Raw genomic sequence first — 23410 nt, 5'->3', positions numbered from 1 at the left:
GAAACGGCAAGGACGTTACAAATCCAATGATAGGCTCGGCGTTTGCGCCCCGGCGGCGATCCGTTACAATAAGGAAAAAGGAATGACGGGAAGGAAGATCCGCAAAGTGAAGGATAAAAGGAATGAAGACGCGCTTCCGGCCGAGCCGGAAGCTTATTTCGAATCTCTGTTTCCGCAGGACCCGGAGCTTGAGCGCATCGCGGAAACGATTCGGGAGCGGGGGATGCCGGAAATTTCGGTCGAGCCCGCTTACGGAAGGCTGCTGACGATGCTGGCGGCATCGATCGGAGCTGCAGCCGCGCTCGAAATCGGCGCGCTCGGCGGGTACAGCGGAGTCTGTCTCGCCAGGGGGCTTGCGCCGGGCGGCAAGCTTACTTCGCTGGAGCTGAAGCCCGAGTATGCGGAGCTGGCGCAAGCGAATCTTGCCGCCGCGGGCTTCGGCGATCGCGTCGAAATGCTTGTCGGCAGCGCGGCCGAGAGTCTGGCGAAGCTTGCCGCGGAGGGGCGGACGTTCGATTTTTTCTTTATCGATGCCGACAAGGAGAACTATCCGCTTTATCTCGAATGGGCGATTCGTCTCGCCAGGCCCGGCGCGTTGATCGCGGCGGACAATACGCTGCTGCGCGGCCGGACGCTCAACCCGGACAAAACGGGGCCGGCCGTCAGGGCGGTGCGCGAATTCAACCGCATCATCGCCCGCGACGAGCGGCTCATCGGCACGCATTTGCCCTCGTTCGACGGGCTTGCTTTGGCGACGGTAAAAAGAGCCTGACGCTTTTTCCCTCAGGCCGAGCCTGCGGAAGGTCCGGTATCGCGCCGGACCAGCATGGCATAAGTCCAAACGGAAGTCGCGAGCAGAAAGAAGCCCGAAACGATGAACAGCCCCTCGATCCCGATGAAGCCCGACAGGAACCCGCCGGTGACGGGACCGATCATGTTCCCGAGCGACAGCGCGCTGCTGTTGAAGCCGAACGCCCGGCTGTCCAGGCCTTCGGGAGCATAGCGGCGAATCAGCGCATTGACGGTCGGAATCAGGCCGCCCATGAAGCAGCCGAGCAGGAAGCGGGTGACGAGCAGCTGCCCCACGTTGCCGACGAACGCCTGCGGGATGAACAGAAGGCCGGCGCCGACGAGCGAAAAAAACAAAATCCATTTGGAACCGACCCGGTCGCTGATCCTTCCGAGAATCGGCGCGGATACCATGTTGGACAACCCGGTGACGGCGCCGACGAAGCCGGACAAAAACGCCAAATTTTCCGCGCTGCCGTGAAGATGCTGCACATAAAGCGGAATGAGCGCCATCGGCGCGAGCATGGCGAATTGAATCAAAAACGTGATGGACAGGAGCACGGGCATTTGCGGAACGCGCATCAGGCGGCGCAATCCTTTCAGCAGGCTGGCCTGTGCCCGCAGCGCCGCGGCTTTGCGGTCGAAATTTTCCTTGACGACGAAGCTGCAGAGCAGGGAAGCGGCGAACATCAGCGAGCCCGTAATGTAAAAGATCGGCCGGAAGCCGAACGTATCCGCCATCAGCCCGCCGATCAGCGGCCCCAGAATCGTGCCCGCCGTGGCGCCGGACTGCAGGATCCCCATGGCGAAGCCCATGCGCTCCTTCGGCGTGCCCGCGGATACGAGCGACGTGGCTGCCGGGACAAAGCCCGAAATGACGCCGTTTGCGACCCGAAGCAGAAGCAGATGCCAGGGAGAGGTGGCAAATCCCATGAGCACGATGACGATCGACATGCCGAATCCGGAGCGAAGCAGCATCATTTTGCGGCCGTACCGGTCCGACAGCTTGCCCCATAACGGCTGAAAAAGGAAGGCCGTAACGAAGTTCGCGGCGAATATCAGCCCGGCCCACACGCCGATGCGATGTTCGCCCGTTACGCCCAAATCCTGCTGCAAATAAAGAGACAGAAACGGCGTGATCATCGTCATGCCCGCCAAGACGAGAAAATTGCCGAACCACAGTACTCCCAGGTTGATTTTCCATCGCTGCAACTCGTTCACCTTCTAATCGTTCGTCTGTCGATCCTTCCAGTATATCACATTCAGGTAAACGGACTGTCGCCGATTGTCATAGCATTGTCATACTCCCCTCCGGCATCCATGTTGTGGCAGCGCTGCAAAAAGGGCATAATGGAAGCATTGAGAACGTTACATCGACAAAAAAGGGGAAGCTGCTCCATGTTTAATGACCGTTTCTTGCGCGCGTGCCGAAGGCAGTCCGTCGACCGGGTGCCTGTCTGGTATATGCGCCAGGCCGGGCGATACGACCCCGAATACCGGAAAATCAAAGAGAAATATTCCTTGCTGGAAATTTGCCGCCAGCCCGAGCTGGCCGCGGAAGTGACGATGATGCCGGTCCGAAAGCTGGGCGTCGATGCCGCGATTTTATATTCCGATATTATGAATCCCGTGGCCTCGATCGGCATCGATTTCGATATCGTCAAGGACGTCGGTCCCGTCATTCACAATCCGGTGCGCAACGCGGCCGACGTGGAGAAGCTTTCGCCGATCGACGTGGAGGGCGATCTGCCGCACGTGCTGGAGACGATCCGGATTTTGGCGTCGGAGCTTGACGTGCCGCTCATTTCGTTCGGAGGAGCGCCGTTTACGCTCGCCAGCTATATCGTGGAAGGCCGGCCTTCCAAATCGTATATGAACACGAAAGCGCTCATGTACGGAGAGCCCGCCGTTTGGCACAAGCTGATGGACAAGCTGTCCGACATGGCGGCGGAATATTTGCGCGCGCACGTCCGCGCGGGCGCCAAGGCGGTTCAGTTGTTCGACAGCTGGGCGGGCTCGCTTGCTCCGCACGATTTCGCGGAGTTCGTGCTGCCTCATGTCGAATCGATTTTCGCCCGGCTCGCGGATCTGGACGTGCCGAAAATTTATTTCCCGGGCGTTAGCTCCGGAGAGCTGCTTCCGCATCTCGCCAACCTGGAAGCCGACGTCGTCGGGCTCGACTGGCGGGTGCCGATCTCCGAAGGGCGGCGCCGGACCGGCGGCAAGTTTGCCGTTCAAGGCAATCTCGATCCGTACGTTCTCACCGCTCCGCAGCGCGTGATCCGCGAGCATGCCCGCCGAGTGCTGGACGAAGGGATGAAGGAGCCCGGATTTATTTTTAACCTCGGGCACGGGTTGTTTCCCGACGCTTCCCTTGACAAGCTGCGCGAGCTGACGGAGTACGCGCACGAATATTCGGAACAACGGCTGAAGCCGGGGGTGTCGCGATGAGCTTGGGAACGAAGCCGACCGGCGTTCTCGTCATGTCGTACGGAACGCCGGAAAATATGGAAAGCGTCGAAGCCTATTATACGCATATTCGTAGAGGTCATCCGCCGACGGCGGAGCAACTGGAGGATTTGAGCGCCCGCTACCGGGCGATCGTCGGCGGCGTGTTTCCGCTGCGCGAAAATACGAACCGCCAGGCGGCCGCGCTCCAGCGCACGCTGGACGAAAGGGCCGGACCGGGCCGGTACGTTTGCTACCAGGGCCTGAAGCATGCCGCTCCGTTTATCGAAGACGGGATCGCGGCCATGGCCGGGGACGGCATCCGCGAGGCGATCGGCATCGTGCTGGCGCCGCATTATTCGTCGATGAGCGTCGGCGGCTATTTGAAACGCGCGCAGGAGGAAGCCGCGAAGCACGGCATCCGCTTCGCCGGCGTGCAAAGCTATCATCTGCACCCCGAATTGATTTCCGCCCTGGCGGAAAGGGTCCGGCGGGGACTGGACAAGTTCGGGGACGCCCGCGGCGACGCGATCGTTCTGTTCAGCGCCCACAGCTTGCCGAAGCGCATCGAACAAACCGGCGATCCGTATCCGGAGCAGCTGCTGGAAACGTCGCACGCGGTGGCGATGGCCGCCGGCGTCGACCGCTGGCAGTTTACGTGGCAAAGCGCCGGCCAGACCGGCGAGCCGTGGCTCGGACCGGACATTCTCGAAACGGTGGACTCGCTGGCGCGCGAAGGCGTCCGGTCGATTCTGGTCGCTCCGGTCGGCTTCGTTTCGGATCATCTCGAGGTGCTGTACGATCTCGACATCGAGGCGAGCCGGTACGCCGAAGAGCGCGGAGTGCGGCTTGAGAGAATCGAGATGCTGAACGACGATCCGCAGTACATGTCGGCGCTCGCGGATTCGTTGGCGGCGGCGGAGAAAGAGCTGGAAGACGGCCGATAACGGCCAAGGGGAACGAACATTTAGGGGGCTTGCGACATGGGACGGGACGGGCGCAGGATCGCCGTTATCGGCGGCGGACTTACCGGGCTTAGCGCCGCTTATTATTTGCTTCGGCTTGCGCGGGAGCGCGGGCAGAAGGTCGAAGCGATCGTGATCGAGGGCTCCGGCCGGCTCGGCGGCAAGGTGAACACGCTGCGGCGGGACGGTTTCGTCATCGAGCGCGGGCCCGATTCGTTCCTGGGCCGGAAGCTTCCGATGCTGCATCTGGCCCGGGATCTGAACTTGCTGGATGAGCTCGTCGGAACGAATCCCGCCGCGGTTAAAACTTATATCGCCCTGGACGGCAAGCTGAATCCGATGCCGAAGGGCATGAATCTCGGCATTCCGAACGATCTCGGGGCGTTCGCGAGAAACAGCCTCATTTCCCCGTTCGGCAAAATGAGAGCCCTGGACGATTTGCGGCTCCCCCGCCTTGCGGAAGAGAAGGAAGAGACGGTCGGCGCGTTTCTGGAACGGCGTCTCGGCAAAGAAATGGTGGAGCGGATCGCGGAGCCTCTGCTTGCGGGCATTCACGCCGGCGACCTGTACAAGCTCGGCCTGTACGCCACCTTTCCGCAATTTGCGGACATGGAACGGCGTTACGGCAGCGTGATTCGCGGCATGATCGAAGCGCGGCGCACGGCCCCGGCGGCGGGAGCGAAAGCGGCGCAATTGCGCTCGGCCGCGGTCGGCGGCGCGAGCATCCCGCCGACGGCTTTTTTGACGTTTCGCAGCGGCTTGTCGGTCGTGATCGAAACGCTGGAGCGGCGCCTTCGCGACATGGGCTGCGAAATTCGCCTCGGCGGCGAGGTCGAAACGCTCGAAAAAGCCGGAGCCGCGGGTGCGGCCGAAGACGGAAGCAGCGGGCGCTACCGGCTTCGGCTGGCCGACGGAACCGTCTATGAGGCCGACGACGTGCTGCTCACGCTGCCGGCGTATGCCGACGCGCGGCTTCTGGAGCCCCATCTCGACGTTTCGGCGCTTTCGACGATGGACTACGTTTCGGTCGCCAACGTCGTGCTCGCCTACGACGACCGGGAATTCGGCCGCAAGCTGGACGGTTCCGGCTTTCTCGTGCCGAAGTCGGAGGGACGTACCATCACGGCCAGCACGTGGACGTCGTCCAAATGGCTGCATACCGCTCCCCGCGGGAAAAAGCTTATCCGCTGTTATGTCGGCCGGGCGGGAGACGAAGACGCGGTCGAGCTTGACGACGAACGAATGGCGCTCGCGGTGCGGCGAGATTTGCGGGATTTGATGGGGCTGGAAGCGAAGCCGCTATTCGTGGAAATTACCCGGCTTCGCCGGTCGATGCCGCAATATCCCGTCGGCCATCTCGAACGGATCGCCGCGCTGCGGGACGAGCTGAACGCGCGTTTGCCCGGCGTGCTCGTCGCCGGAGCGCCGTTCGAAGGGGTCGGCCTGCCCGATTGCGTCGAGCAAGGAAAAGCGGCGGCCGAGCGGCTGCTTGCGTAAACGCGACTCATGTAAAACGCCGCTTCCTCCTCTTTTCCTAAACACGACAGCAACCAACGCGAAAACGCCAGCGACCAGCGCGAAAACGCCCGCGGTTTACGCCTAATCCCGCCGAATTGTTTCATCATCGCTCCAATACGCGAATACAATGAAAGTAAGCCTGAACGGCACATTGCCTTGACAACGAAAATGTAAGCGCTGACAAGCGCGGAGCCGCGCTTGGCGCTCGGCGATGCCGGCCTAGCCGCCGAACGCCGCCATGCGTCACCGTATGCCGTGCGCAGATTGGCCTTTTCGCGTAAGGATGCGAGTTCATGATTTCGGGAGGGAATGGCGATGGGAACGCGTTTGTTGTCGGAGTCGATCGTGAAACGGCATTTTCCGCAATTGAGATACGTGCGCATTCATTCGAACGGCAAACATGCCGCCGTCATTTACGCGTGGAACGAGCAGCTCCGGCTGCCGGCCAAAGACGAAGCCGAGCTGGCGCGCTTTGCGTCGTCGCATTTGCTTCCGTACGTTTGCTTCAAAGTGAAACCGTATTCGATGGTGCAGGACGACCGGGTTCCCGTCGCGGGCGATTTGCCGGACATCGTCGTGCAGGCCGCGATGAACCGGGAACTGGACCAGCACCGGATCGCCGCCGTTTTGAGCGGGATGCTGGCGGGCGGCAGCATGCATTTTACCCGGTACGAGGTCGCGACCGGAACGATTCATTTCGATGTCCGGACGGCTTCGACGATTACCGATATCGAAAAGGAGCTGATCGGCAAATACTTGAACGAGCTCATTCCGCTGGGCTCGAATCATAAGATCACCTATCGGCAGTTCATTCGCTCCTAGCCGAGAAAGCGAGAAACCTCCGATCCCGCGCGTTGATTCGGGAATCGGAGGCTTCTCGCTTTTTTATGAAATCGAATCAGACCATTTGCTTCAAATACGGGGTTACGTCTACGTTCAGGCTGTCGGCAAGCCGTTGGCCGAGGTCGGCGTCCGCGCGGTAGAAGTTGCAAATCGCGAGGAGCTTCGTTTGCTCCGCGACCTGCTTCAGGTCGTTGGACAGATTTTTGACCAGGGCCGCTTTCTGTTCGTCGGAATAGCGATTGTACACTTGGCCCGCTTGGCCGAAGTCGTTCGGCTTCTCGATTTTGGCGCGGGCGGCCTGGCCGCCGACCGGAGCGCCCGCTTCCCGGAACGACTTATCTTCTTTCGGCGTGTGCTGATGCCGGTTCGGCTCGTAGTTGATCGATTCGGCCTGCTGCTTGAACGGCATCGCTCCGTCGCGCTGATTGTTGCTCACTTGCGCGAACGGGCAGTTGATCGGCAGCTGCAAATAGTTCGTGCCGATGCGGTAGCGCTGCGTATCCGAATAGGAGAACAGACGGCCTTGAAGCAGTTTGTCTTCCGACGGTTCGATGCCGGGCACGACGACCCCGGGGTTGAAGCCGACGGATTCGGTTTCCGCGAATACGTTGTCGGGGTTGCGGTTCAGCGTCATCGTGCCGACGAGCTGAGGCGGAATGACGTCCTCGAACCAATCCTTCGTCGCATCCAGCGGATCGAAATCGAAGTTGTCGATGTCCGCCGGATCGAGGATTTGGACGTACAGATCCCATTCCGGATAATCCCCGCGCTCGATCGCTTCGTACAAATCGCGGCTCGCATGGTTGAAATCGCGGGCCTGAATTTCCGATGCTTCCTCCGCGGACAGATTCCGGATGCCCGCTTTCGGAACCCAGCGAAGCTTCACGTAAACCATGTTGCCGTAAGCGTTGATCCATTTGAACGCGTGGACGCTCGATCCGCGCATTTCGCGATAGTTGGCCGGAATGCCTTCGTCCGAGAACAGATGCACGAGCATGTTCGTCGACTCCGGCGTCAGCGACATGAAATCCCAGTACCGGTCGGGATGCTGGAGGTTGTTCCGCGGATCGGGCTTCAGGGAATGAACCATATCGGGGAACTTCATCGCGTCCCGGATGAAGAAGACGGGCAAGTTGTTGCCGACAAAGTCGTAATTGCCTTCCGTCGTATAAAATTTTACGGCAAAGCCCCGCGGATCGCGAAGCGTTTCCGGCGAATGCTGGCCGTGAATGACCGTCGAAAAACGAACGAACACCGGCGTTTCGGTATCCGGATCCTGCAGGAAAGCCGCTTTCGTATAGCGCTTCATGCTGTTTTTCAGCGTAAAAACGCCATGAGCCCCCGCTCCGCGCGCATGAACGACGCGTTCGGGAACCCGTTCCCGGTCGAAATGGGCGAGCTTTTCGAGCAGTTGATAATCTTCCAGCAGGGTGGGGCCGCGGGTTCCGGCCGTCTTGGAGTTTTGATTGTCGCCGATCGGGACGCCTTGATTGGTTGTCAATCTGCTCATTCATTCGTTCTCCCTTCGAATCATGAAATTGGATAAACATGCCTGGTGCGAGCAACGTTTGTATGACTTAATGTAAGGGAAGAAGGAAGGGGCGTCAATACACTTAATAATATCTTCATAATAAGAATAATTCTAATCTACTAGTACCGCAAAAATTTTCAATTTCTTATCAACGTTCCTAGCCGGGGTCTCGCCGATTCGCATACAGTACAATTTATTGGAATCGGTTACATTGTATTCATCCTATTCGCCGCAGCGCGTCCGATTTCCTTCCGGAAAAGCCATATCCGCGCAAGTTCACGCAAATTATCGTCAGCGGAACGTATCGATGAAATGGAGGGCGCTTTTGGACAAGTACCTGTCTTTCAGCCAGACGATGCCGACCTCCGACTGGAAGCCCGTTTCGGCGATCGGAAGCGTGGCGATGTCGGGAAGGGAGGAGGAGGTCATGACGGATTTGGGCAAAATCGTAAGGCCGATGCCCGCGGAGACGAGCGCGAGCGCGATGGCGACGCTGCTGCACTCGCATAAAATAGGCGGCTCGGCCCCGGACTGGCGGAATTGGTCGAGAACGCGTTCGTGCATGCCGATCGTTTTATCGGTTTTCAGCGTCAAAAACGGATAATCCGCAAGCTCCGCCACGCTGACGGCGCCGGGCGCGAAACGTCCCAGCCAAGCCCGGGGAACGACGGCCACGAACGGATCGGACGGCAGCTGCATGACGTCGTAAGCCTGCGGCCCGGATACGGACTCGAACGGCAGACGGGTGACGACGACTTCGATGCTTCGCTGATTGAGCAGTTCCCCCAGCAAAAAGTGGTCGCCTTCGCGAATTTTAAACGTAACGTACGGATACCGTTCATGGAATCGCTTGATTTTCGGAGGGAGCAAAGCCGTGCAGGAGACGACGGCCCCGATCGCCAGCATGCCCCGGATGCCTTCGTCGAGCTCTTTGACTTCTTTTATCGATTCGTGAAATTGCAAAAGCAGGCTATCGGCCTTTTGGCGGAGAAGCTCTCCGGCATGCGTCAACCGAAGCTCCTTCCCTTTGCGGTCGAACAGGACGACGCCGAGCTCGTCTTCCATTTGCTTCAATTGGCGGCTGAGCGGTGGCTGCTCCATATGGAGACGTTTGGCGGCGCGCGTAATTTGGCCTTCGCTGGCGATCGCCAAAAAATAACGAAGCTGGCGGATGTCCATGGCTAGTCCTTCTTTCCGTTATACCTTTTCGGTATGACCGACCGATAAATCCGATATTACTAATATACGAGCTCTCTTGGTATCATTCAACTACAAGCCATCGAACGCAAGGAGACGAAAAAATCATGAGCCTAACGATACCCGTGATCCATCCGACCGTCAAAAAAACGAAAACGCCGGCCGCAAGCCTCGGGTTCGGCCGCGTTTTTACCGACCACATGTTCATTATGAACTACAACGCGGGCAAGGGGTGGCACGAGCCGCGCATCGTGCCTTATCAGCCGATCACGCTCGATCCGGCCGCCAAAGTTTTTCATTACGGGCAAACGGTGTTCGAAGGGTTGAAAGCGTATCAAACTTCGGACGGCCGCACGCTGCTGTTCCGCCCGGAACGCAACATCGAACGCCTGAACGATTCCAACGCCCGTCTCAGCATTCCGCCGATCGACGAGGAGCTGGCGCTGGAAGCGATCAAGCAGCTCGTGGCGGCGGACCGGGATTGGATTCCCGGCGAACCGGGAACCTCGCTTTATATCCGGCCGTTCGTCATCGCCACGGAGGCCGCGCTCGGCGTGGCGCCGTCCAGCGAATACCGGTTCATGATCATCCTGTCGGCGGTCGGTTCCTATTATGCGGAAGGAATAAATCCTGTTAAAATATACGTGGAGTCCCGTTATGTACGGGCCGTGCCCGGAGGCGTGGGCGCGGCGAAAACGGCGGGAAATTACGCGGCAAGCCTGCTCGCCCAGCAGGATGCCGCGAAGGAAGGCTTTTCCCAGGTGCTGTGGCTGGACGGCGTTCACCATCGGTATATCGAAGAAGTGGGCAGCATGAACGTGTTTTTTAAAGTGGGGGACAAGGTGCTGACTCCGGCGCTTAACGGCAGCATTCTGGACGGCGTGACGCGAAACTCCGTCATCCGCCTGCTGCAGAGCTGGGGAGTCGACGTCGAGGAACGGCAAATTTCGATCGACGAGCTGGCGCAAGCAGGCGCGGACGGCAAGCTGGCCGAAGCGTTCGGCACGGGCACGGCGGCGGTCGTATCCCCGGTCGGCGAGCTGCATTGGCAGGGGGAGAACCTGCGGATCGGAAACGGGCAAACGGGCGAGCTGACCCGCAGACTGTATGAAACAATTACCGGCATTCAGCGCGGGGAGTTGCCGGATCCGTTCGGCTGGACGATGGAGCTGTAAGCCTTTTGTCAAGAAGAGATTTGCGCGCGGCTTGCCGTTGCGGCGCGACAGGCGGAACCTCGGCGTTGCCCAAAGCCGCCAGATGAACGTCCCCTCCGCTTGGGGGCAAGAGGCTGCGCTTCCCGCCGTTTGCCGGTATAATGGGGCTATGAATTCGGAGCGGGCGACAAAATTCGCCGGCGGATGGAGCGTGCGGCGTGGCGGGTGGAAGCGGAATAACCGAAAGCGGAGTAACGGCCGTCATTTTGGCGGGCGGCCGTGGAAGACGGATGGGCGGGCGGAACAAAGCGCTGTTGGCGTTTGACGGCGAGCCTTTTATCCGAAAACAATGCCGTGCGGCGATCGAATGGGCGGAAGAGCTCGTGATCGTCGCCCCGGCGTCGCCCGAGCTGGCCGGCGCGGTCGACGGACTCGCGAGACTTGGCCGCGAGATTCGCTTCGTCCCGGACGATTTCGCGGGCGAAGGGCCGCTCGCCGGGCTGCACGCCGGCTTGAAAGCCGCGGCGCGTCCGCACGTTTGGGCGCTGGCGTGCGATCAGCCGCAGCCGAGCGTCGCCGCGGCCCGATTGCTGCTGGAGCGGCTGACGGAAGAGGCGTGCGCCGCCGCCGTCCCGCTCATCGGCGGCCGGGCGCAGCCGCTGCACGCGCTTTACCGGGCGGAGCTCGCTTCGGCGTGCGCGGAGCTGCTGTCCCGCGGCGAGCGAAGGCTCGGCGCGCTGCTGGACGCCATCGCCTGGACCGGCGTCGCGGAGGAAGAATTCAAACGCGCCGGCGCGTCCGCCGCGTTTGCCTTCGATGTGGATACGCCGGACGATTACGGCCGGCTTTTGCGGGGCGAGGCAGGCTCGACGGAGGCCTAACGGTTCCGTCGGCGGCTAGCGAAGACGCTATGAGGCATTAAAAATCGGCGCCGCTCCGGGAAAGGGGAGAGCAACGTGAATATCCTGCAAGTGGTCGGCTTCAAAAACGCGGGCAAAACGACGCTGGTTTGCGAGCTGGTGACGGCGCTGGCTCGGGATGGGCTCAAAATCGGCACGCTGAAGCGGGACGAGCACGATTCGTTCGAGCCGGACGTGCCCGGCACGGACAGCTGGCGGCATCGGCAGGCGGGGGCGGCGGTTACGGCGATTGCATCTCCGTCCAGGACGGCCTGGTTTGCCGGCGTTCCCCGAACGCTCGACGAATTGATCGACGGGATGAGGCCGTACGGCTTGGATTTGCTGCTGGCCGAAGGCTTCAAATCCGCCCCCTATCCGAAAATCGCCATCCTCCGTTCCGAAGCGGATCGCGAGCTGCTGTCCCTCCCGGGCGTTGCCGCGGCCATGCTGCGGGAAGACTCGCCCCGGGCGCAAGCCGAAGCCGCGGGGCTCGGCATCCCGGCGTTCGGATCGGAAGGAGCCGATCGGCAGGCTTTGATTTCCTTCGCGCGGCGGCTTATCGGCAGCGGAATTCGCGGAGAATGAGCCAGCGCGTTTCTTTATTATTTTCGCCGAACCTCGAACGGTCATCCCGTCCATCGTTTACGGTTCCACCTGCAGCGAACGCGAAGCTGAGCGATAGAGATGCCGAACCTGGCGGATCCGAAATCAGGGGACGCATGGAAATGTCTCGATTGGGCTTGTTCGTTCCGGAAGCCGTAGACGCCCCCCCCCCAGCAGTAGACGATTTTATCCCTCCATCGGACGAATGAGGACTTAAACCGTCCGCCCCGCCGGCCTATAATGAAACTACGATCGCGTTCTCCCTGCTATAATCGGATTGAGCCAACAATCGAAAGGACGGCGCGAAGCGATGAGTTTGGGAAGGCGCGTATTTACGGCATTTTTCGTGTTTATCATCGTGCCCTTGTTCGTGCTCGGCACCGTATCCTATCTCGTGTTTCAGCATGTGACGAGAGAGAAGTACGAGGAGCAGCTGGAGCTGTCCATGAACTCGATCGGACGCAACATCAACAATATGATCAAGGAAGCGAACTATTTTTCGGATTTTTGGGTGACGACGAAAGACAGCGTGCAAAGCGTCGAGCAGTCGATCGGCATGGGCGGAGCGCAGGCCGCTTCGGGGGAGGATCCGTACATCCAGGAGATGCTCGAGCGGCAAAAGCTGAGCCAGCGCGTGCTGCTGACGTACCCGGGCATCAAGTCCGTCACGCTGTACGGCAACGACGGCAAGGTCGTGAACGTCCGGTTCATTCCCGACGAGCCGCTGCCGCTCGAGAAGCTGCAAGCGAACCCGCTGTATGCGGAAGTGCTGAAAAAAAACGGCGCCCCCGTCTGGATCGGGCCTTACGAGGATCGGCTTTTGACCGGGGAAAACAACCTGTTCACCCAAATCCGGGTGCTGCTCGACATCGATACGCTGCAAAGCAAAGGCATTCTCGTCATCCGGTTTCAAATGAACGAGCTGAACCGCCTTTTCGATTTTTACAACACCGGCGCCAACGAAAACCGGCGTTACCTGCTCGTCGGGCGCGGCGGCACCGTCATTTACGACAGCGGGGAGACGCTTGCGGGGGAGAACTTTTACCTGCATGCGGACACGTCGGGCAGGCTCGATTTGACCGAAAGCTACGAAAGCTCGAAAATGGATTTCCTCGGCGAAACGAGCCTCGTTTCCGTTCACAATCTGGGGGACATCAAGCGGCTGGGCACCGGCGACTGGACGCTCGTGACGGTGACCGATTGGGACTATTTGACCGGAGATCAAACCCGCGTGCTGAGCTGGGTCGTCGGGATTACGATCGCGTCGCTCGCCTGCGCGCTGATTTTCAACCTCATGTTCGTCCGGCGGACCGTGCTGTCCTTCGTTCGCGTGGCCGGCGCGATGCGGCGCGTCGAGCGCGGCGATCTGACGACGCGGGTGCCGGTGACCGGCAACGACGAGACGGTTATTCTCGCCAAGGGCTTCAACAGCCTCGTCGCGCGCGTGTCGGAGCTGCTCGACGAGGTCGTGCGCGAGCAGCGGCGCAAGCGCAAGGCGGAAATGATGCTGCTGCAGGCGCAGATCAAGCCGCATTTTCTGTTTAACGCGCTGGAGTCGATCAATATTTTGGCCGTCCGGAACGAAGGGCGCAAAGTCAGCAAAATGGTGCAGCGGCTCGCGAACATTTTCCGCATCAGCATTCAGCAAAAGGAAGAGATCCGCATCGATCAGGAGCTGGAGCATTTGCGCAGCTATTTGGAAATCCAGAAGTTCCGGTTCGAGGAGCTGTTCGAGTTCGAAATCGACGTGCCGGAAAGCCTGCTGCATTGCCGCATCTTGAAGCTGACGCTTCAGCCGCTGGTGGAAAACAGCATCCAGCACGGCTTCGAGGGCATCGACTACTTGGGCAAAATCCGGGTCTCCGCGGCGGAGGAGGGAGATTGCATCGTCTTCTACGTGGAGGACAACGGAATCGGCATTCAGCAGCCGCAAATGGCGCTGTTCGCCTCGGGCGGCGCGACGACGCTCGAAGCGCTGTACGAGGAGGCGGCCGAAACCGGCGAAAGAAGAGGGCTTGGCGTCGGCAACGTGAACGACCGGCTGAGAATCCATTACGGGCCGGGCTTCGGATTGATTTTGTGCAGCGCGGAAGGAATGGGAACGATCATCAAATGCGTGATCCCGAAGTCGGCGAATTGAACGGACATCCCCGAGAAAGGGTGGAGCGGATGAAGCTGAAGATTTTGCTGGCGGACGACGAAATCAACATTCTGAAAAATCTTCAGGCGGTCGTGCCTTGGGAAGAGCTGGGCGTGGAAGTGGTGGGGCTCGCCAAAAACGGTCAAATCGCGCTGGAGCTGGCGCGCGAGCATCGGCCGCACCTGGTGCTGTGCGACATCCGGATGCCCGTCATGGACGGCATCGAATTTTTGGGCGCGCTGCGGGAATTCGACGCCGAGGCCGAGGTGATCATGATGACCGGCTACCAGGATTTCAGCTACGTGCGGTCGGTCATTCGGTACGAGGTCAGGGATTACGTGCTCAAGCCAATCGATTACGAGGAGTTGGCCCGCACGATTCACCGCCTGGCCGAAGGCATCCGCGAACGCAGCGCCGAGCAGCAGACGATCCAGCAGGAGTGGAAGCAGGTGTTCAGGCTCGCCTACGAAAAGGTGCTCTACGATTTGCTCATGGACGTCGGGGGAGGGGCGGCCAAGCCGTTTTTGAAGCTGAGCGAGCTGTCGGGGGAAAACCTTTCCTTCGCCATGCTGCTCATCGATGTCGCCGACTACTCCCGCAAGGAAAACCGCTGGGACGAAAGGGAGCGCAAGCTGTGGAATTTTGCCGTGCACAACATCGTGCAGGAGCATTTCGCCGGGCTCGAGGTTCCGCACTCGGTGCTGCAGATGCGGGGCGGGGAATGGTGCGTGCTGATCGAGCGGATGCCGCCGGACACGTTCAGCCGGAGCGATTGCGCCGTTTGGGCCGACGATTTGCGGCGAAAGGTGGGCAGCTATTTGAAGCTCCAAATCCGCATTGCGCTGCATCCGGCGGCCGTATCGCTGGACCGCCTCGCCAAAACCTACAAGCATTTGCAGCGGTCGCTGAATTTGACTCCGGGGGCGGAAGCGGAGGTCATCGTGCCGGAGCCGAAGCGGGCGGGGCAGGAGGAGACGCAGCGGCTGTGGGATCGGATCGAGGAGATGGTGACCGGGCTGAAGCGATGCGACCGGCGAAAAACGGAAGCCGCGCTGCGGGAGCTGAACGACAGCTTCCAGCGTCTGCCGGATGCGTCGTACGAGCGGGTAGAGCCGATTTTGCACTATGTATGCCTGCATCTGCTGCGGGAAATGCGGGCGCTGGACGTCATCGGGCGGGAGGACGAGATCGACTACTGGAACCGCATCGACCGCAGTCCGGGCATCCGCGAGACGCTGGCGGTCATCAACCGCCTGATCGACCAGTCGATCGACAGCGCGATGAAGAAAAAGACGAGCGACGTGCTCATGCTGTCCGCTAAAGACTATATCGAGCGCAACCTTTCGTCGGAGCTGAGCATCGACCAGCTCGCCGAATATTTGGGCATCAGCGGCAGCTATTTCAGCCTATTGTTCAAACAGCATTTCGGCGAGACGTTCGTGGAGTACGTCACCCGCCAGCGGATGGAAATGGCCAAGTCGCTGCTGGCGCTCAGCGACAAAAACGTGACGACGGTCGGGCTCATGGTCGGATATGCGGAACGGCGCTATTTCACGCGCGTGTTCAGCAAATACACGGGGATGCTGCCCTCGGAATACCGCGAGCGGTCGCATCGGCAGCAAGGGGAGCCGATAATGGCCGCGAATCCTAGATGGACCGACAAGGAGACGTGACGGATGGGGAAAACGGAGCGTGCCTGGCAGGAACTTGATCTGAAATGGAAAATCGGACAGCTGTTCGTCTGCGGCTTCGACGGCCTTTCGCCCTCGGCGGGCATCGAGCGGCTGATCGGGGAGTACGGCATCGGGGGCGTCGTCTATTTTCGGCGCAATTTGCGGGATGCGAAACAGGCCGCCGCATTGTCGGCGCAGCTCCAAAGCTTGTCGTCGGTCCCGCTGCTGACGGCCATCGACCAGGAAGGAGGAATGGTCGTGCGGCTGGAGGAAGGCGTCGCCGTCATGCCGGGCGCGATGGCTGTCGGCGCGGCCGGCAACCCGGAGCTGACGTACGAAGCCGCGTTTCTGGCGGGCCAGGAGCTTCGGTCGATCGGAATCAACCTGAATTTCGCGCCGTGCCTGGACGTCAACAACAATCCGGAAAATCCGGTGATCGGCGTCCGCTCCTACGGCGAAAATCCCGAAGCGGTGGCCGCTCTCGGCGTTCAAGCGCTGCGGGGCTACCAGGACGGCGGCGTGGCGGCGGCGGCCAAGCATTTTCCCGGACACGGCGATACGACGGCGGATTCCCATCGCGAGCTGCCGGTCGTGCCGCACGGACGGGACCGGCTGGACGCGGTCGAGCTGCTGCCGTTCCGGGCGGCGATCGCCGCCGGGGTCGACGCGATCATGACCGCGCACGTCGTGTTTCCGGCGTACGAGCCGGACGGGACGCCGGCGACGTTGTCCCGTCGCATTCTGACGGGACTGCTGCGCGAGCGGCTGGCGTTCCGGGGCGTCGTCGTGACCGACTGCCTGGAGATGAACGCGATCGCGGGGACGATCGGCGTCGCGCGCGGAGCGGTCGAAGCCGTCAAGGGGGGCGCCGATCTGGTGCTCGTCAGCCATCGGCTGGACCGGCAAATCGCGGCGCTCGAAGCGGTGCACGAAGCGGTGCTCGCCGGCGAAATTCCGCTGTCCCGAATCGACGAGGCGGTGGACCGCGTGTGGCGGCTGAAGGAGAAGCGGGGGCTGCTGCGGGCCGAAGCGGAAACGGAAGCCGAAGCCGAGTCCGAGGCCCGCCGCGATGCCGCCGGCCGACCCCGGGGCGCCGCCGAATCCGCCGGAGAAGCCGCGGCTTCCCGGTCATCGGCGCCGCCCGCGTCCGGCATCCCCGTCCGGACGGCCGCGGACGACGCGGCCGCGAGGCTCTCCGAAGCGGCCGTCACGGTCGTGAAGGGAGAAGCGCTGCTGCCGCTCCCGCGCGAAAAGCGCGTACTGGCCGTATGGGCGGAGGCGAGAGTCGGAACCGAGGTGGTCGAGGCGATCGAACAGGAACGGACGCTGGGGGCCGCGCTCCGGGAGGAAGGGTACGCGGTCGCCGAGCTGCGCATCGGCCTCGACCCGACGGCGGCGGAACGGGAAGCCGTCCTGCGGGAAGCGGAGACGGCGGAAACGGTCGTGTTCGCGTCCTACGATGCGGCGTTTCACGCCGGGCAAGCCGCCCTCGCGAACGAGCTTTGCGGACGGCCGGACAGCGCGTTTGTCCTTGCCGCCGTCCGAACGCCTTACGATTTGTCGGCCGTGCCCGCCGCCCCTCTTTATATTTGCGCTTACGAAAATAAACCGGCGATGATGGCCGCGCTCGCGGGCGTCCTCGCGGGGAGACTGCCCGCCGGAGGCGTCCTGCCGGTAACCGTCGGAGCGTATCCGGCCGGAAGACGCGGTTAAGGGAAATCGCGTTTTCCGGTGTGTTAAAGCCATAAAGTCTGCGTTAAAAGCCTGCCGCTCCCGCGTCCGAACGGGAAGCCGCGGGCTCTTTATTTTACGAACGGGAACCGGTTCTGCTAAACTGAAGCTACTTTGTACAGACACCGGGGGGCTTTGTCATGGCCAGAACGAAGAGCCGGCGCGGCGCCGGCGCGAACGGAATCGCGTTTTCCGGCTTAACGGGCAAAATTGCCGAATGGAGCCTGTTTTCCAAATTTTTTTACGGCATCATCGCCATTGTCATTACGGTGTTGTGCTTCTCCAGCGTCACCTCCTATCTGTATTCGCGGCAAATATTCGAACGCCAGGCGGCCGAGACGGCAACGCGTCTCGTGAACAACATCAATACCGGGTTCGAGGACAACCTTGACCAGGTGGACCGGATGATCATGTCCATCTATCTCGAAGCCGAAGACGACGATTCGAAGACGAGCATGAAGGAAGCGCTCTCCCCCGAGCCTTACGCTAACGTAACCGAGCAGTATGAAGCGCAGCTGGTCGTGCAGCGGTTTTACGAAAGGCTGCTTTACCTCCGCAAGGACTTCAACGGCATTTATATTTACGTGTCCCCCGAGAAGCAGTTTTCCTACGCCGCCTACGGCACGGCCAAATGGGGGTACGACCCGACGGTCGAATCCTGGTACGCCAAAACGGTCGCCGCCGGCGGAAGAACGGTCATCTCCCCGCCCCACGAACCGTTTCAATTGACGTACGACAAGCAGGTAATCTCTTTTTCCCGCGTGCTCAAAGGGATCGTACAGGACAATATCAACGTGCCCGACGGCGTCATTTTGATCGATTTGTCCATAGACGTGCTGACCGATATCGTCGAAAAGGCCGACATCCGGCCGCCGACCGGCATTTTGCTATTGGACGAGACGGGCGAGACCGTCTATTCGCATGCGCTCGATCTTCCCCGGGGCAGGCTGGACGACGCGATTATCGAGCGAATGAGCCGGCAGGCGAGCGGATCGTTTACGGCGGAAGTGAACGGGATCCGTTACTTGCTGTCGTACAGCACGATCGAAGTGACCGGCTGGAAATCGCTGACGCTGACTCCCTATTCGGAGCTGAACAAGGCGGGCAACCGGCTGCTGCTGATCCATCTTTTGATCGGGCTGATCGCGATTTTGCTGACGATTTTGATCGCCTATCTGCTGGCCAATCGGATTTTCAAGCCGATTTTCGAGCTGAAAAAGGGGATGGCCCGCGTGAAGCAGGGCCATTTCGACGTTGCGCTTCAGCCGTCCTCGGGGGATGAGCTCGGCCAGCTCGTGCTGAGCTTCAACAGCATGACCAATACGATCAAAAGTCTGATCGTCGAAAAGTACGAGGAGGAGATCGCCCGCAAAAACGCGGAATTCAACTATCTGCAATCGCAGATCAATCCGCATTTTATTTACAATACGCTGCAAATCGTCAGCGGCATGGCGGCGCTCCACAAAGTGCCGGACATCGGGACGGTTTCCAAAAATTTGGCCAAAATGCTTCGCTACGGCATCAATTTGCAGCAGCGGACGGTGCCGATCCGCGATGAGATCGACAACGTCACCTGCTATATGGACATCCAGAAGCTGAGGTTCAGAGGATTTTTCGATTTCGATCTGGATGTCGACGAAGATATTTACTCGTGCTACACGATCAAATTGATTTTGCAGCCGCTTGTCGAGAACGCGATCGCGCACGGACTCGAAGCGAAGGGAGAAGGCGGCCGCGTTCGCGTCTCGGGCAAGCGGTCCGGGCAGGAAGTCGTGTTTGAAATCTACGACAACGGAGCCGGCATGACGGAGGAAGAGGTCGTGGCGCTTATGGCGTCGATCCGTTCGCCGGAGCAGGCGGAGCGAGGCGGGAGCCCGAAGCCGGATTCGGCAAAAGGGAGCCACAATTTCGTGGGCTTGCGCAACATTCATCAGCGAATTCAAACGATGTTCGGGGAGCCTTACGGCCTTTCGATCGACAGTTCCAAAAACGAATGGACCCGGGTCATCATCCGGATCCCGGTCCGAACGACAAGCGAGGGGTAAACGATGCTGCGAGTATTGATCGTCGACGACGAGGAGTGGACCCGGATCAGCATTCGGGAACAAATGGACTGGGCGAAGCTCGGGATGGAAATTGCCGGGGAGGCGCGCAACGGGCAGGCGGCGCTCGAAATGATTCGCGAAAATCCGCCCCATCTGCTCATTACCGACATCCGGATGCCCGTCATGGACGGCATTCAGCTGCTGGAGCGGGTGCATCGGGAATTTCCGCATATCCTTTGCGTGATGCTGAGCGGATATTCGAAATTCGAATACGCGCAAAAAGCGGTCACCTACCAGGCGTTCGATTACGTATTGAAGCCGATCGACGAGGATCAGCTGGAGCGCACGCTGCTCCGGGCAGCCGCGAAGCTGAAAGAAGACGAAACGCGCGAAAACAGCCTCATCGAGCTGCATATTAAAGTCAACGAAAGCGGACCGCTGACGAAGGAACGGCTGTTGACGCGGCTGGCGACCGAACCGGGCTTAAACGCCTCCCAAATTCGGCAAACGGCGGCCAAAGCCGGTCTGGCCGAGCTGTGGCCGAAAATGGCGGTTTTGGTTTTGCAGGCGGACAACTTCGCGGAAATCGCGCGAACGAAATATAAAAGCGATGCGGGACTGACCAGCTTCGTCATGCTGAACTTGCTGGAAGAGCTGTTGCAGCCGCTTGGCGACGGAGTCGTCTTCCGCAAATACGGGCAGCAGAACGAGTTCGTCTGGATCAAAGGGCTCGACGAAGCGGACGACGAGCGGGAATTGAACGAGCTTTACGCGGGCATTCATTCGGTCATGGACAAAATCGAAAGGCTGAACGGGCTTCGGCTGATCGCCGGAGTCGGCAGGGAATTCACCGATGCGGCCGACGCGGTCCATTCGTACGAGGAAGCGGCCGAGGCGGTTCGCAACGCCGGCATCGTGCACGAAGGCCGGATCGTGCATACCGACGAGGTCAGCAGCCGAAACCAGTATTACATGTATCCGGACGACAAGGAAAAAGCGCTTTTGTACTACGTGGAAAACGGATATCGGCGCCAGGTGCGCGATCAGGTCGGCATGCTTTTCGACGAATGGAAAGCGAGCGTCACGATCCATCCCGACAGCATCCGCAATACGATGCATGAGCTGACGGTCAGCGTCCGCAAGCTGCTGAAGAAATACAACGCCGTTTTGGAGCAGGTGCTGCAGCCGTCCGAGCAGGCGGGCATCGCCTGGTCCGAGCTGCAATCGTACGATCAGATGAAGCAGGGGCTCGAGGCGATGCTGGAGGCCGTCATGGCGTTTCTGGGCTCGGCGCAGAAGACCGGAGCGAAAAAGGCGGTCGGCGAAATCATTCACTATATCGACACGAATTACGGACGCGAAATTTCCTTGTACGGCGTCGCGGAAACGTTCCATCTGAACCCGGCCTATTTGTCGAGAATGTTCAAAAACGAAGCGGGAACGACGTTTAACGAATACGTCAGCCAGGTTCGCATGGAAGCCGCCGCCCGATTGTTGAGCGAGGAACAGCTTAAAGTGAACGACATTTCCGCGCTGGTCGGCTACGAGAATGTCAGCTATTTTTTGAAAAAGTTCAAGGATTACTACGGATGCACGCCTTCGGAATACCGGAAAAACAGAACTTGATACAAGATTGCATAGATAAAAGTATCTATGTATTTACTGTGCTTAAGCCTTCTGACTCATTTACAAAAAAAGGATTTTTTACTTATAATCTTTATAAAACCATAAATGAGGTGAAAATATACTAAAGAATAAGGCCGTGTTAATTTTCGGGAGGTAAGTATGAGATTTAAAGAAATTTTATCCTTGGGTGGATTTGTATTGGTAATTGGAGCGGCTATAGCCCTATCGTCCGGCGAAATTAAGGCAACTGGAGAGAAGACACTAATCGAACAACTGGAGGCAGGCACTGCACACATACAATACCAAGAACCTATGTTTGAACAATGGAAAGACGATCCTAAACTCATCCAAGAAATTGTAGACACTTGGGACCGTAGCCAAGCTATCATAGAAAAGAACTTGATTGAGGAATTAAGTACAGAAAACGGTTGGCAAAGGATAAACAGTGCGGATGTTAGTATAGAATTCACCAATTATCTTACCCAAAAAGAAGCATTTTCTTTTAATGCTGCTTTCATGGGAAAAGCGCGTCAGGATGCATTAAAGATTGGGGATTACTGGCCGGCGTTATTGTTAAATAAAGAGCAAGGTAAAGCCTATCTATTCTGGGAACGAAAAAATGGAAATGCTGTCGTGGTGACCCTCTTGACCAAGGTAAATGAAGATGGAGTTCGTGAATGGTATGAAAAAGGTCCGGCTGAAGAATATGCTAAGTAACGATTCGAAAAAGTAAAACGAATCCCTTCAAACAGATTCAGACAATAAAATAAATATAAAGTCAAATTAAGCGGCCTTAGTCCAAAATTTTGCGACTAAGGTCGCTTTCTTTTCACAAAGTAAAAAAAGTATAACGAAACAGGTCAAAGGATTGGAATGTGCCGCCGAAAGCCTACGGCTAGGGTCTGTCAATAATTTTGTGTAAACTCTTTTATAGGCATCTCTCCGAAGGGGAGATTAGCCTCCTCAAGGTAAGTGCTGGCCGATCCGGTCCGGAAAGAAGACGGAGAGCTGCAGGAGCATCTGTCCCCAGTTTTGAACACGACCGGTCCATTTGCGGGTGACGTCCATCGTGACTAAGTACAGCATTTTCAGTAGCGCCTCGTCGCTTGGGAAGATGCTTTTCCCTTTGGTGACTTTTCGCAATTGGCGATGATAGCTCTCAATCATGTTCGTCGTGTAGATGAGCTTACGAAGCTCAGGCGGATACTTGAAGAAGGTGGCGAGTTCGTCCCAATTGCTGCGCCATGAGCGGACAATAAGGGGATACTTGGCGCCCCACGTCTCCTCAAAGCGGTCGAGTTCCAGCAGAGCCATTTCCTCCGTAGCAGCCTTGTAGATGGGCTTCAGATCGGCCGTCACCTTCTTCAGATCCTTGTAGGAGACGTAGCGCGTGGAGTTGCGGATCTGGTGGATGATGCACTTCTGAATCTCCGTCTTCGGATAACAGGCAGAGATCGCCTGGGAGAAGCCCGTGAGGTTGTCGACACAGGTGATAAGGATGTCCTGAACGCGGCGACTCTGAAGATCGTTCAGGGGGCTAAGCGAGAACTTCGGGGACGCGTTCACGGCGATCCACATGCCCAGCACGTCCTTGTTGCCGTCCATGTCGATCCCAATGACCATGTAAGCAGCTTTGTTCACGATCACACCGTCTTGCTTCACCTTGAAGTGGATGGCGTCCAGGAAGACGACCGCGTATACGCCCTGCAACGGCCGATTCTGCCACTCTTTGATGAGCGGAATGATCTTATTCGTGACATTGGAAATAAAGGTTGGCGAGACCTCCAAACCATAGAGATTCTGCAGATGGTCCTGGATCTCCCGCGTGCTGACGCCTTTGGCGTACAGGGCGACGATCTGATCCTCGATCCCCGTCACGTTGGACTGATGCTTCTTCACCACGAGCGGCTCGAACTCGCCCAGGCGATCCCGTGGCACGGCAATCTCCTGGTCGCCGTACTCGCTAGTGACGATTTTCTTGCTCTTACCGTTGCGACTGTTCTTCGTCTGCTTGTTCTGCACGTCATGCTTGCTATAGCCCAGGTGCGTATCCATTTCGGCCTCTAGCATTTCTTGCAGCGTTTCGGCAAACAGGTCCTTTAGCGCATTCTGCGCATCCTGTGCGGTGACCAGATTATTCTCCTTGATGAAACTCCGCAGCTGCTCTTTCGTCCATAATCCCATGTGTGCTCCCCAACCTCTCCATGATTTCATTTTAGTAGGTTTGAGAGTTTACACAAAGTATTTT

18 protein-coding genes are annotated in these 23410 nt (G+C 58.9%); 14 read left to right on the top strand and 4 right to left on the bottom strand.

Going from position 1 to position 23410, the window contains the following annotated elements:
- The first annotated feature begins 97 nt into the window (after positions 1 to 97).
- Positions 98 to 772, top strand: a complete 675-nt coding sequence (locus B7E11_RS27800; protein ID WP_425430086.1) for an O-methyltransferase — start codon at positions 98 to 100, stop codon at positions 770 to 772.
- Positions 773 to 783: 11 nt separating this feature from the next.
- Here the strand turns inward: B7E11_RS27800 and B7E11_RS27795 are convergent, their stop codons facing one another.
- On the bottom strand, positions 784 to 2001 hold the full coding sequence (locus B7E11_RS27795; protein WP_080840674.1) for an MFS transporter: 1218 nt from the start codon (positions 1999 to 2001) through the stop codon (positions 784 to 786).
- A 186-nt stretch (positions 2002 to 2187) separates the two neighbouring features.
- Between B7E11_RS27795 and hemE the strand changes: the two genes are divergently transcribed.
- From hemE to B7E11_RS27775, 4 genes are all read left to right on the top strand, one after another.
- Complete coding sequence (gene hemE, locus B7E11_RS27790) at positions 2188 to 3240, top strand: uroporphyrinogen decarboxylase (RefSeq protein WP_080840673.1); 1053 nt, start codon at positions 2188 to 2190, stop codon at positions 3238 to 3240.
- On the top strand, positions 3237 to 4184 hold the full coding sequence (gene hemH, locus B7E11_RS27785; RefSeq protein ID WP_080840672.1) for a ferrochelatase: 948 nt from the start codon (positions 3237 to 3239) through the stop codon (positions 4182 to 4184). Before hemE ends, hemH begins: the two co-directional genes overlap by 4 nt.
- A gap of 36 nt (positions 4185 to 4220) precedes the next feature.
- The gene (hemG, locus tag B7E11_RS27780) at positions 4221 to 5699 is read left to right on the top strand and encodes a protoporphyrinogen oxidase (RefSeq protein ID WP_080840671.1); all 1479 of its coding nucleotides are present in this window, start codon (positions 4221 to 4223) and stop codon (positions 5697 to 5699) included.
- Between the two features lie 336 nt (positions 5700 to 6035).
- Positions 6036 to 6542, top strand: a complete 507-nt coding sequence (locus tag B7E11_RS27775) for a hypothetical protein (protein WP_176220924.1) — start codon at positions 6036 to 6038, stop codon at positions 6540 to 6542.
- Positions 6543 to 6618: 76 nt separating this feature from the next.
- Here the strand turns inward: B7E11_RS27775 and B7E11_RS27770 are convergent, their stop codons facing one another.
- Both B7E11_RS27770 and B7E11_RS27765 read right to left on the bottom strand, forming a co-directional pair.
- Positions 6619 to 8073, bottom strand: a complete 1455-nt coding sequence (locus tag B7E11_RS27770; RefSeq protein ID WP_080840669.1) for a catalase — start codon at positions 8071 to 8073, stop codon at positions 6619 to 6621.
- A 312-nt stretch (positions 8074 to 8385) separates the two neighbouring features.
- Entirely contained in the window at positions 8386 to 9273 is an 888-nt protein-coding gene (locus B7E11_RS27765) for a LysR family transcriptional regulator (protein ID WP_080840668.1), read from the bottom strand.
- Between the two features lie 125 nt (positions 9274 to 9398).
- On the opposite strand from B7E11_RS27765, the gene B7E11_RS27760 reads away from it, so the two are divergent.
- From B7E11_RS27760 to B7E11_RS27720, 9 genes are all read left to right on the top strand, one after another.
- Positions 9399 to 10466, top strand: coding sequence for a branched-chain amino acid aminotransferase (locus B7E11_RS27760; protein ID WP_080840667.1), 1068 nt, complete (start codon positions 9399 to 9401; stop codon positions 10464 to 10466).
- Between the two features lie 197 nt (positions 10467 to 10663).
- A complete protein-coding gene (gene mobA, locus B7E11_RS27755; RefSeq protein ID WP_139787335.1) occupies positions 10664 to 11326 on the top strand; it encodes a molybdenum cofactor guanylyltransferase in 663 nt (220 codons plus the stop codon).
- A 75-nt stretch (positions 11327 to 11401) separates the two neighbouring features.
- Entirely contained in the window at positions 11402 to 11929 is a 528-nt protein-coding gene (gene mobB / locus B7E11_RS27750) for a molybdopterin-guanine dinucleotide biosynthesis protein B (RefSeq protein ID WP_176220923.1), read from the top strand.
- Between the two features lie 328 nt (positions 11930 to 12257).
- Positions 12258 to 14087, top strand: a complete 1830-nt coding sequence (locus tag B7E11_RS27745) for a cache domain-containing sensor histidine kinase (RefSeq protein ID WP_080840664.1) — start codon at positions 12258 to 12260, stop codon at positions 14085 to 14087.
- Positions 14060 to 15760, top strand: a complete 1701-nt coding sequence (locus B7E11_RS27740) for a response regulator (RefSeq protein ID WP_080840663.1) — start codon at positions 14060 to 14062, stop codon at positions 15758 to 15760. Before B7E11_RS27745 ends, B7E11_RS27740 begins: the two co-directional genes overlap by 28 nt.
- A gap of 3 nt (positions 15761 to 15763) precedes the next feature.
- Positions 15764 to 17473, top strand: coding sequence for a beta-N-acetylhexosaminidase (nagZ, locus tag B7E11_RS27735; protein WP_080840662.1), 1710 nt, complete (start codon positions 15764 to 15766; stop codon positions 17471 to 17473).
- A gap of 158 nt (positions 17474 to 17631) precedes the next feature.
- Positions 17632 to 19536 carry a cache domain-containing sensor histidine kinase gene (locus B7E11_RS27730; protein ID WP_080840661.1) on the top strand — a complete coding sequence of 635 codons (1905 nt, stop codon included), beginning with the start codon at positions 17632 to 17634 and terminating at the stop codon, positions 19534 to 19536.
- A 3-nt stretch (positions 19537 to 19539) separates the two neighbouring features.
- Positions 19540 to 21162, top strand: coding sequence for a response regulator (locus B7E11_RS27725; protein ID WP_080840660.1), 1623 nt, complete (start codon positions 19540 to 19542; stop codon positions 21160 to 21162).
- 159 nt (positions 21163 to 21321) lie between these two features.
- Positions 21322 to 21879, top strand: a complete 558-nt coding sequence (locus tag B7E11_RS27720) for a hypothetical protein (RefSeq protein WP_080840659.1) — start codon at positions 21322 to 21324, stop codon at positions 21877 to 21879.
- A 246-nt stretch (positions 21880 to 22125) separates the two neighbouring features.
- Here B7E11_RS27720 and B7E11_RS27715 read toward each other — a convergent pair whose 3' ends face one another.
- Positions 22126 to 23346: an IS256 family transposase gene (locus B7E11_RS27715; protein ID WP_080840658.1), complete on the bottom strand. Its 1221-nt coding sequence runs from the start codon at positions 23344 to 23346 to the stop codon at positions 22126 to 22128.
- Positions 23347 to 23410: the final 64 nt, after the last annotated feature.

Origin of the sequence: Cohnella massiliensis (genome assembly GCF_900169535.1) — a bacterium.
GTDB classification, from domain to species: Bacteria; Bacillota; Bacilli; order Paenibacillales; family Paenibacillaceae; genus Cohnella; species Cohnella algarum.
Note: the sequence above shows the minus strand (reverse complement) of the source record. Positions and strands in the feature narration are given on the sequence as shown.

Coding starts and splice junctions, on each gene's coding strand:
- hemE (WP_080840673.1), top strand. CDS start 2,188: ATGTTTAATGACCGTTTCTTGCGCGCGTGCCGAAGGCAGTCCGTCGAC.
- hemH (WP_080840672.1), top strand. CDS start 3,237: ATGAGCTTGGGAACGAAGCCGACCGGCGTTCTCGTCATGTCGTACGGA.
- hemG (WP_080840671.1), top strand. CDS start 4,221: ATGGGACGGGACGGGCGCAGGATCGCCGTTATCGGCGGCGGACTTACC.
- B7E11_RS27775 (WP_176220924.1), top strand. CDS start 6,036: ATGGGAACGCGTTTGTTGTCGGAGTCGATCGTGAAACGGCATTTTCCG.
- B7E11_RS27770 (WP_080840669.1), bottom strand. CDS start 8,073: ATGAGCAGATTGACAACCAATCAAGGCGTCCCGATCGGCGACAATCAA.
- B7E11_RS27765 (WP_080840668.1), bottom strand. CDS start 9,273: ATGGACATCCGCCAGCTTCGTTATTTTTTGGCGATCGCCAGCGAAGGC.
- B7E11_RS27760 (WP_080840667.1), top strand. CDS start 9,399: ATGAGCCTAACGATACCCGTGATCCATCCGACCGTCAAAAAAACGAAA.
- B7E11_RS27745 (WP_080840664.1), top strand. CDS start 12,258: ATGAGTTTGGGAAGGCGCGTATTTACGGCATTTTTCGTGTTTATCATC.
- B7E11_RS27740 (WP_080840663.1), top strand. CDS start 14,060: ATGCGTGATCCCGAAGTCGGCGAATTGAACGGACATCCCCGAGAAAGG.
- nagZ (WP_080840662.1), top strand. CDS start 15,764: ATGGGGAAAACGGAGCGTGCCTGGCAGGAACTTGATCTGAAATGGAAA.
- B7E11_RS27730 (WP_080840661.1), top strand. CDS start 17,632: ATGGCCAGAACGAAGAGCCGGCGCGGCGCCGGCGCGAACGGAATCGCG.
- B7E11_RS27725 (WP_080840660.1), top strand. CDS start 19,540: ATGCTGCGAGTATTGATCGTCGACGACGAGGAGTGGACCCGGATCAGC.
- B7E11_RS27720 (WP_080840659.1), top strand. CDS start 21,322: ATGAGATTTAAAGAAATTTTATCCTTGGGTGGATTTGTATTGGTAATT.
- B7E11_RS27715 (WP_080840658.1), bottom strand. CDS start 23,346: ATGGGATTATGGACGAAAGAGCAGCTGCGGAGTTTCATCAAGGAGAAT.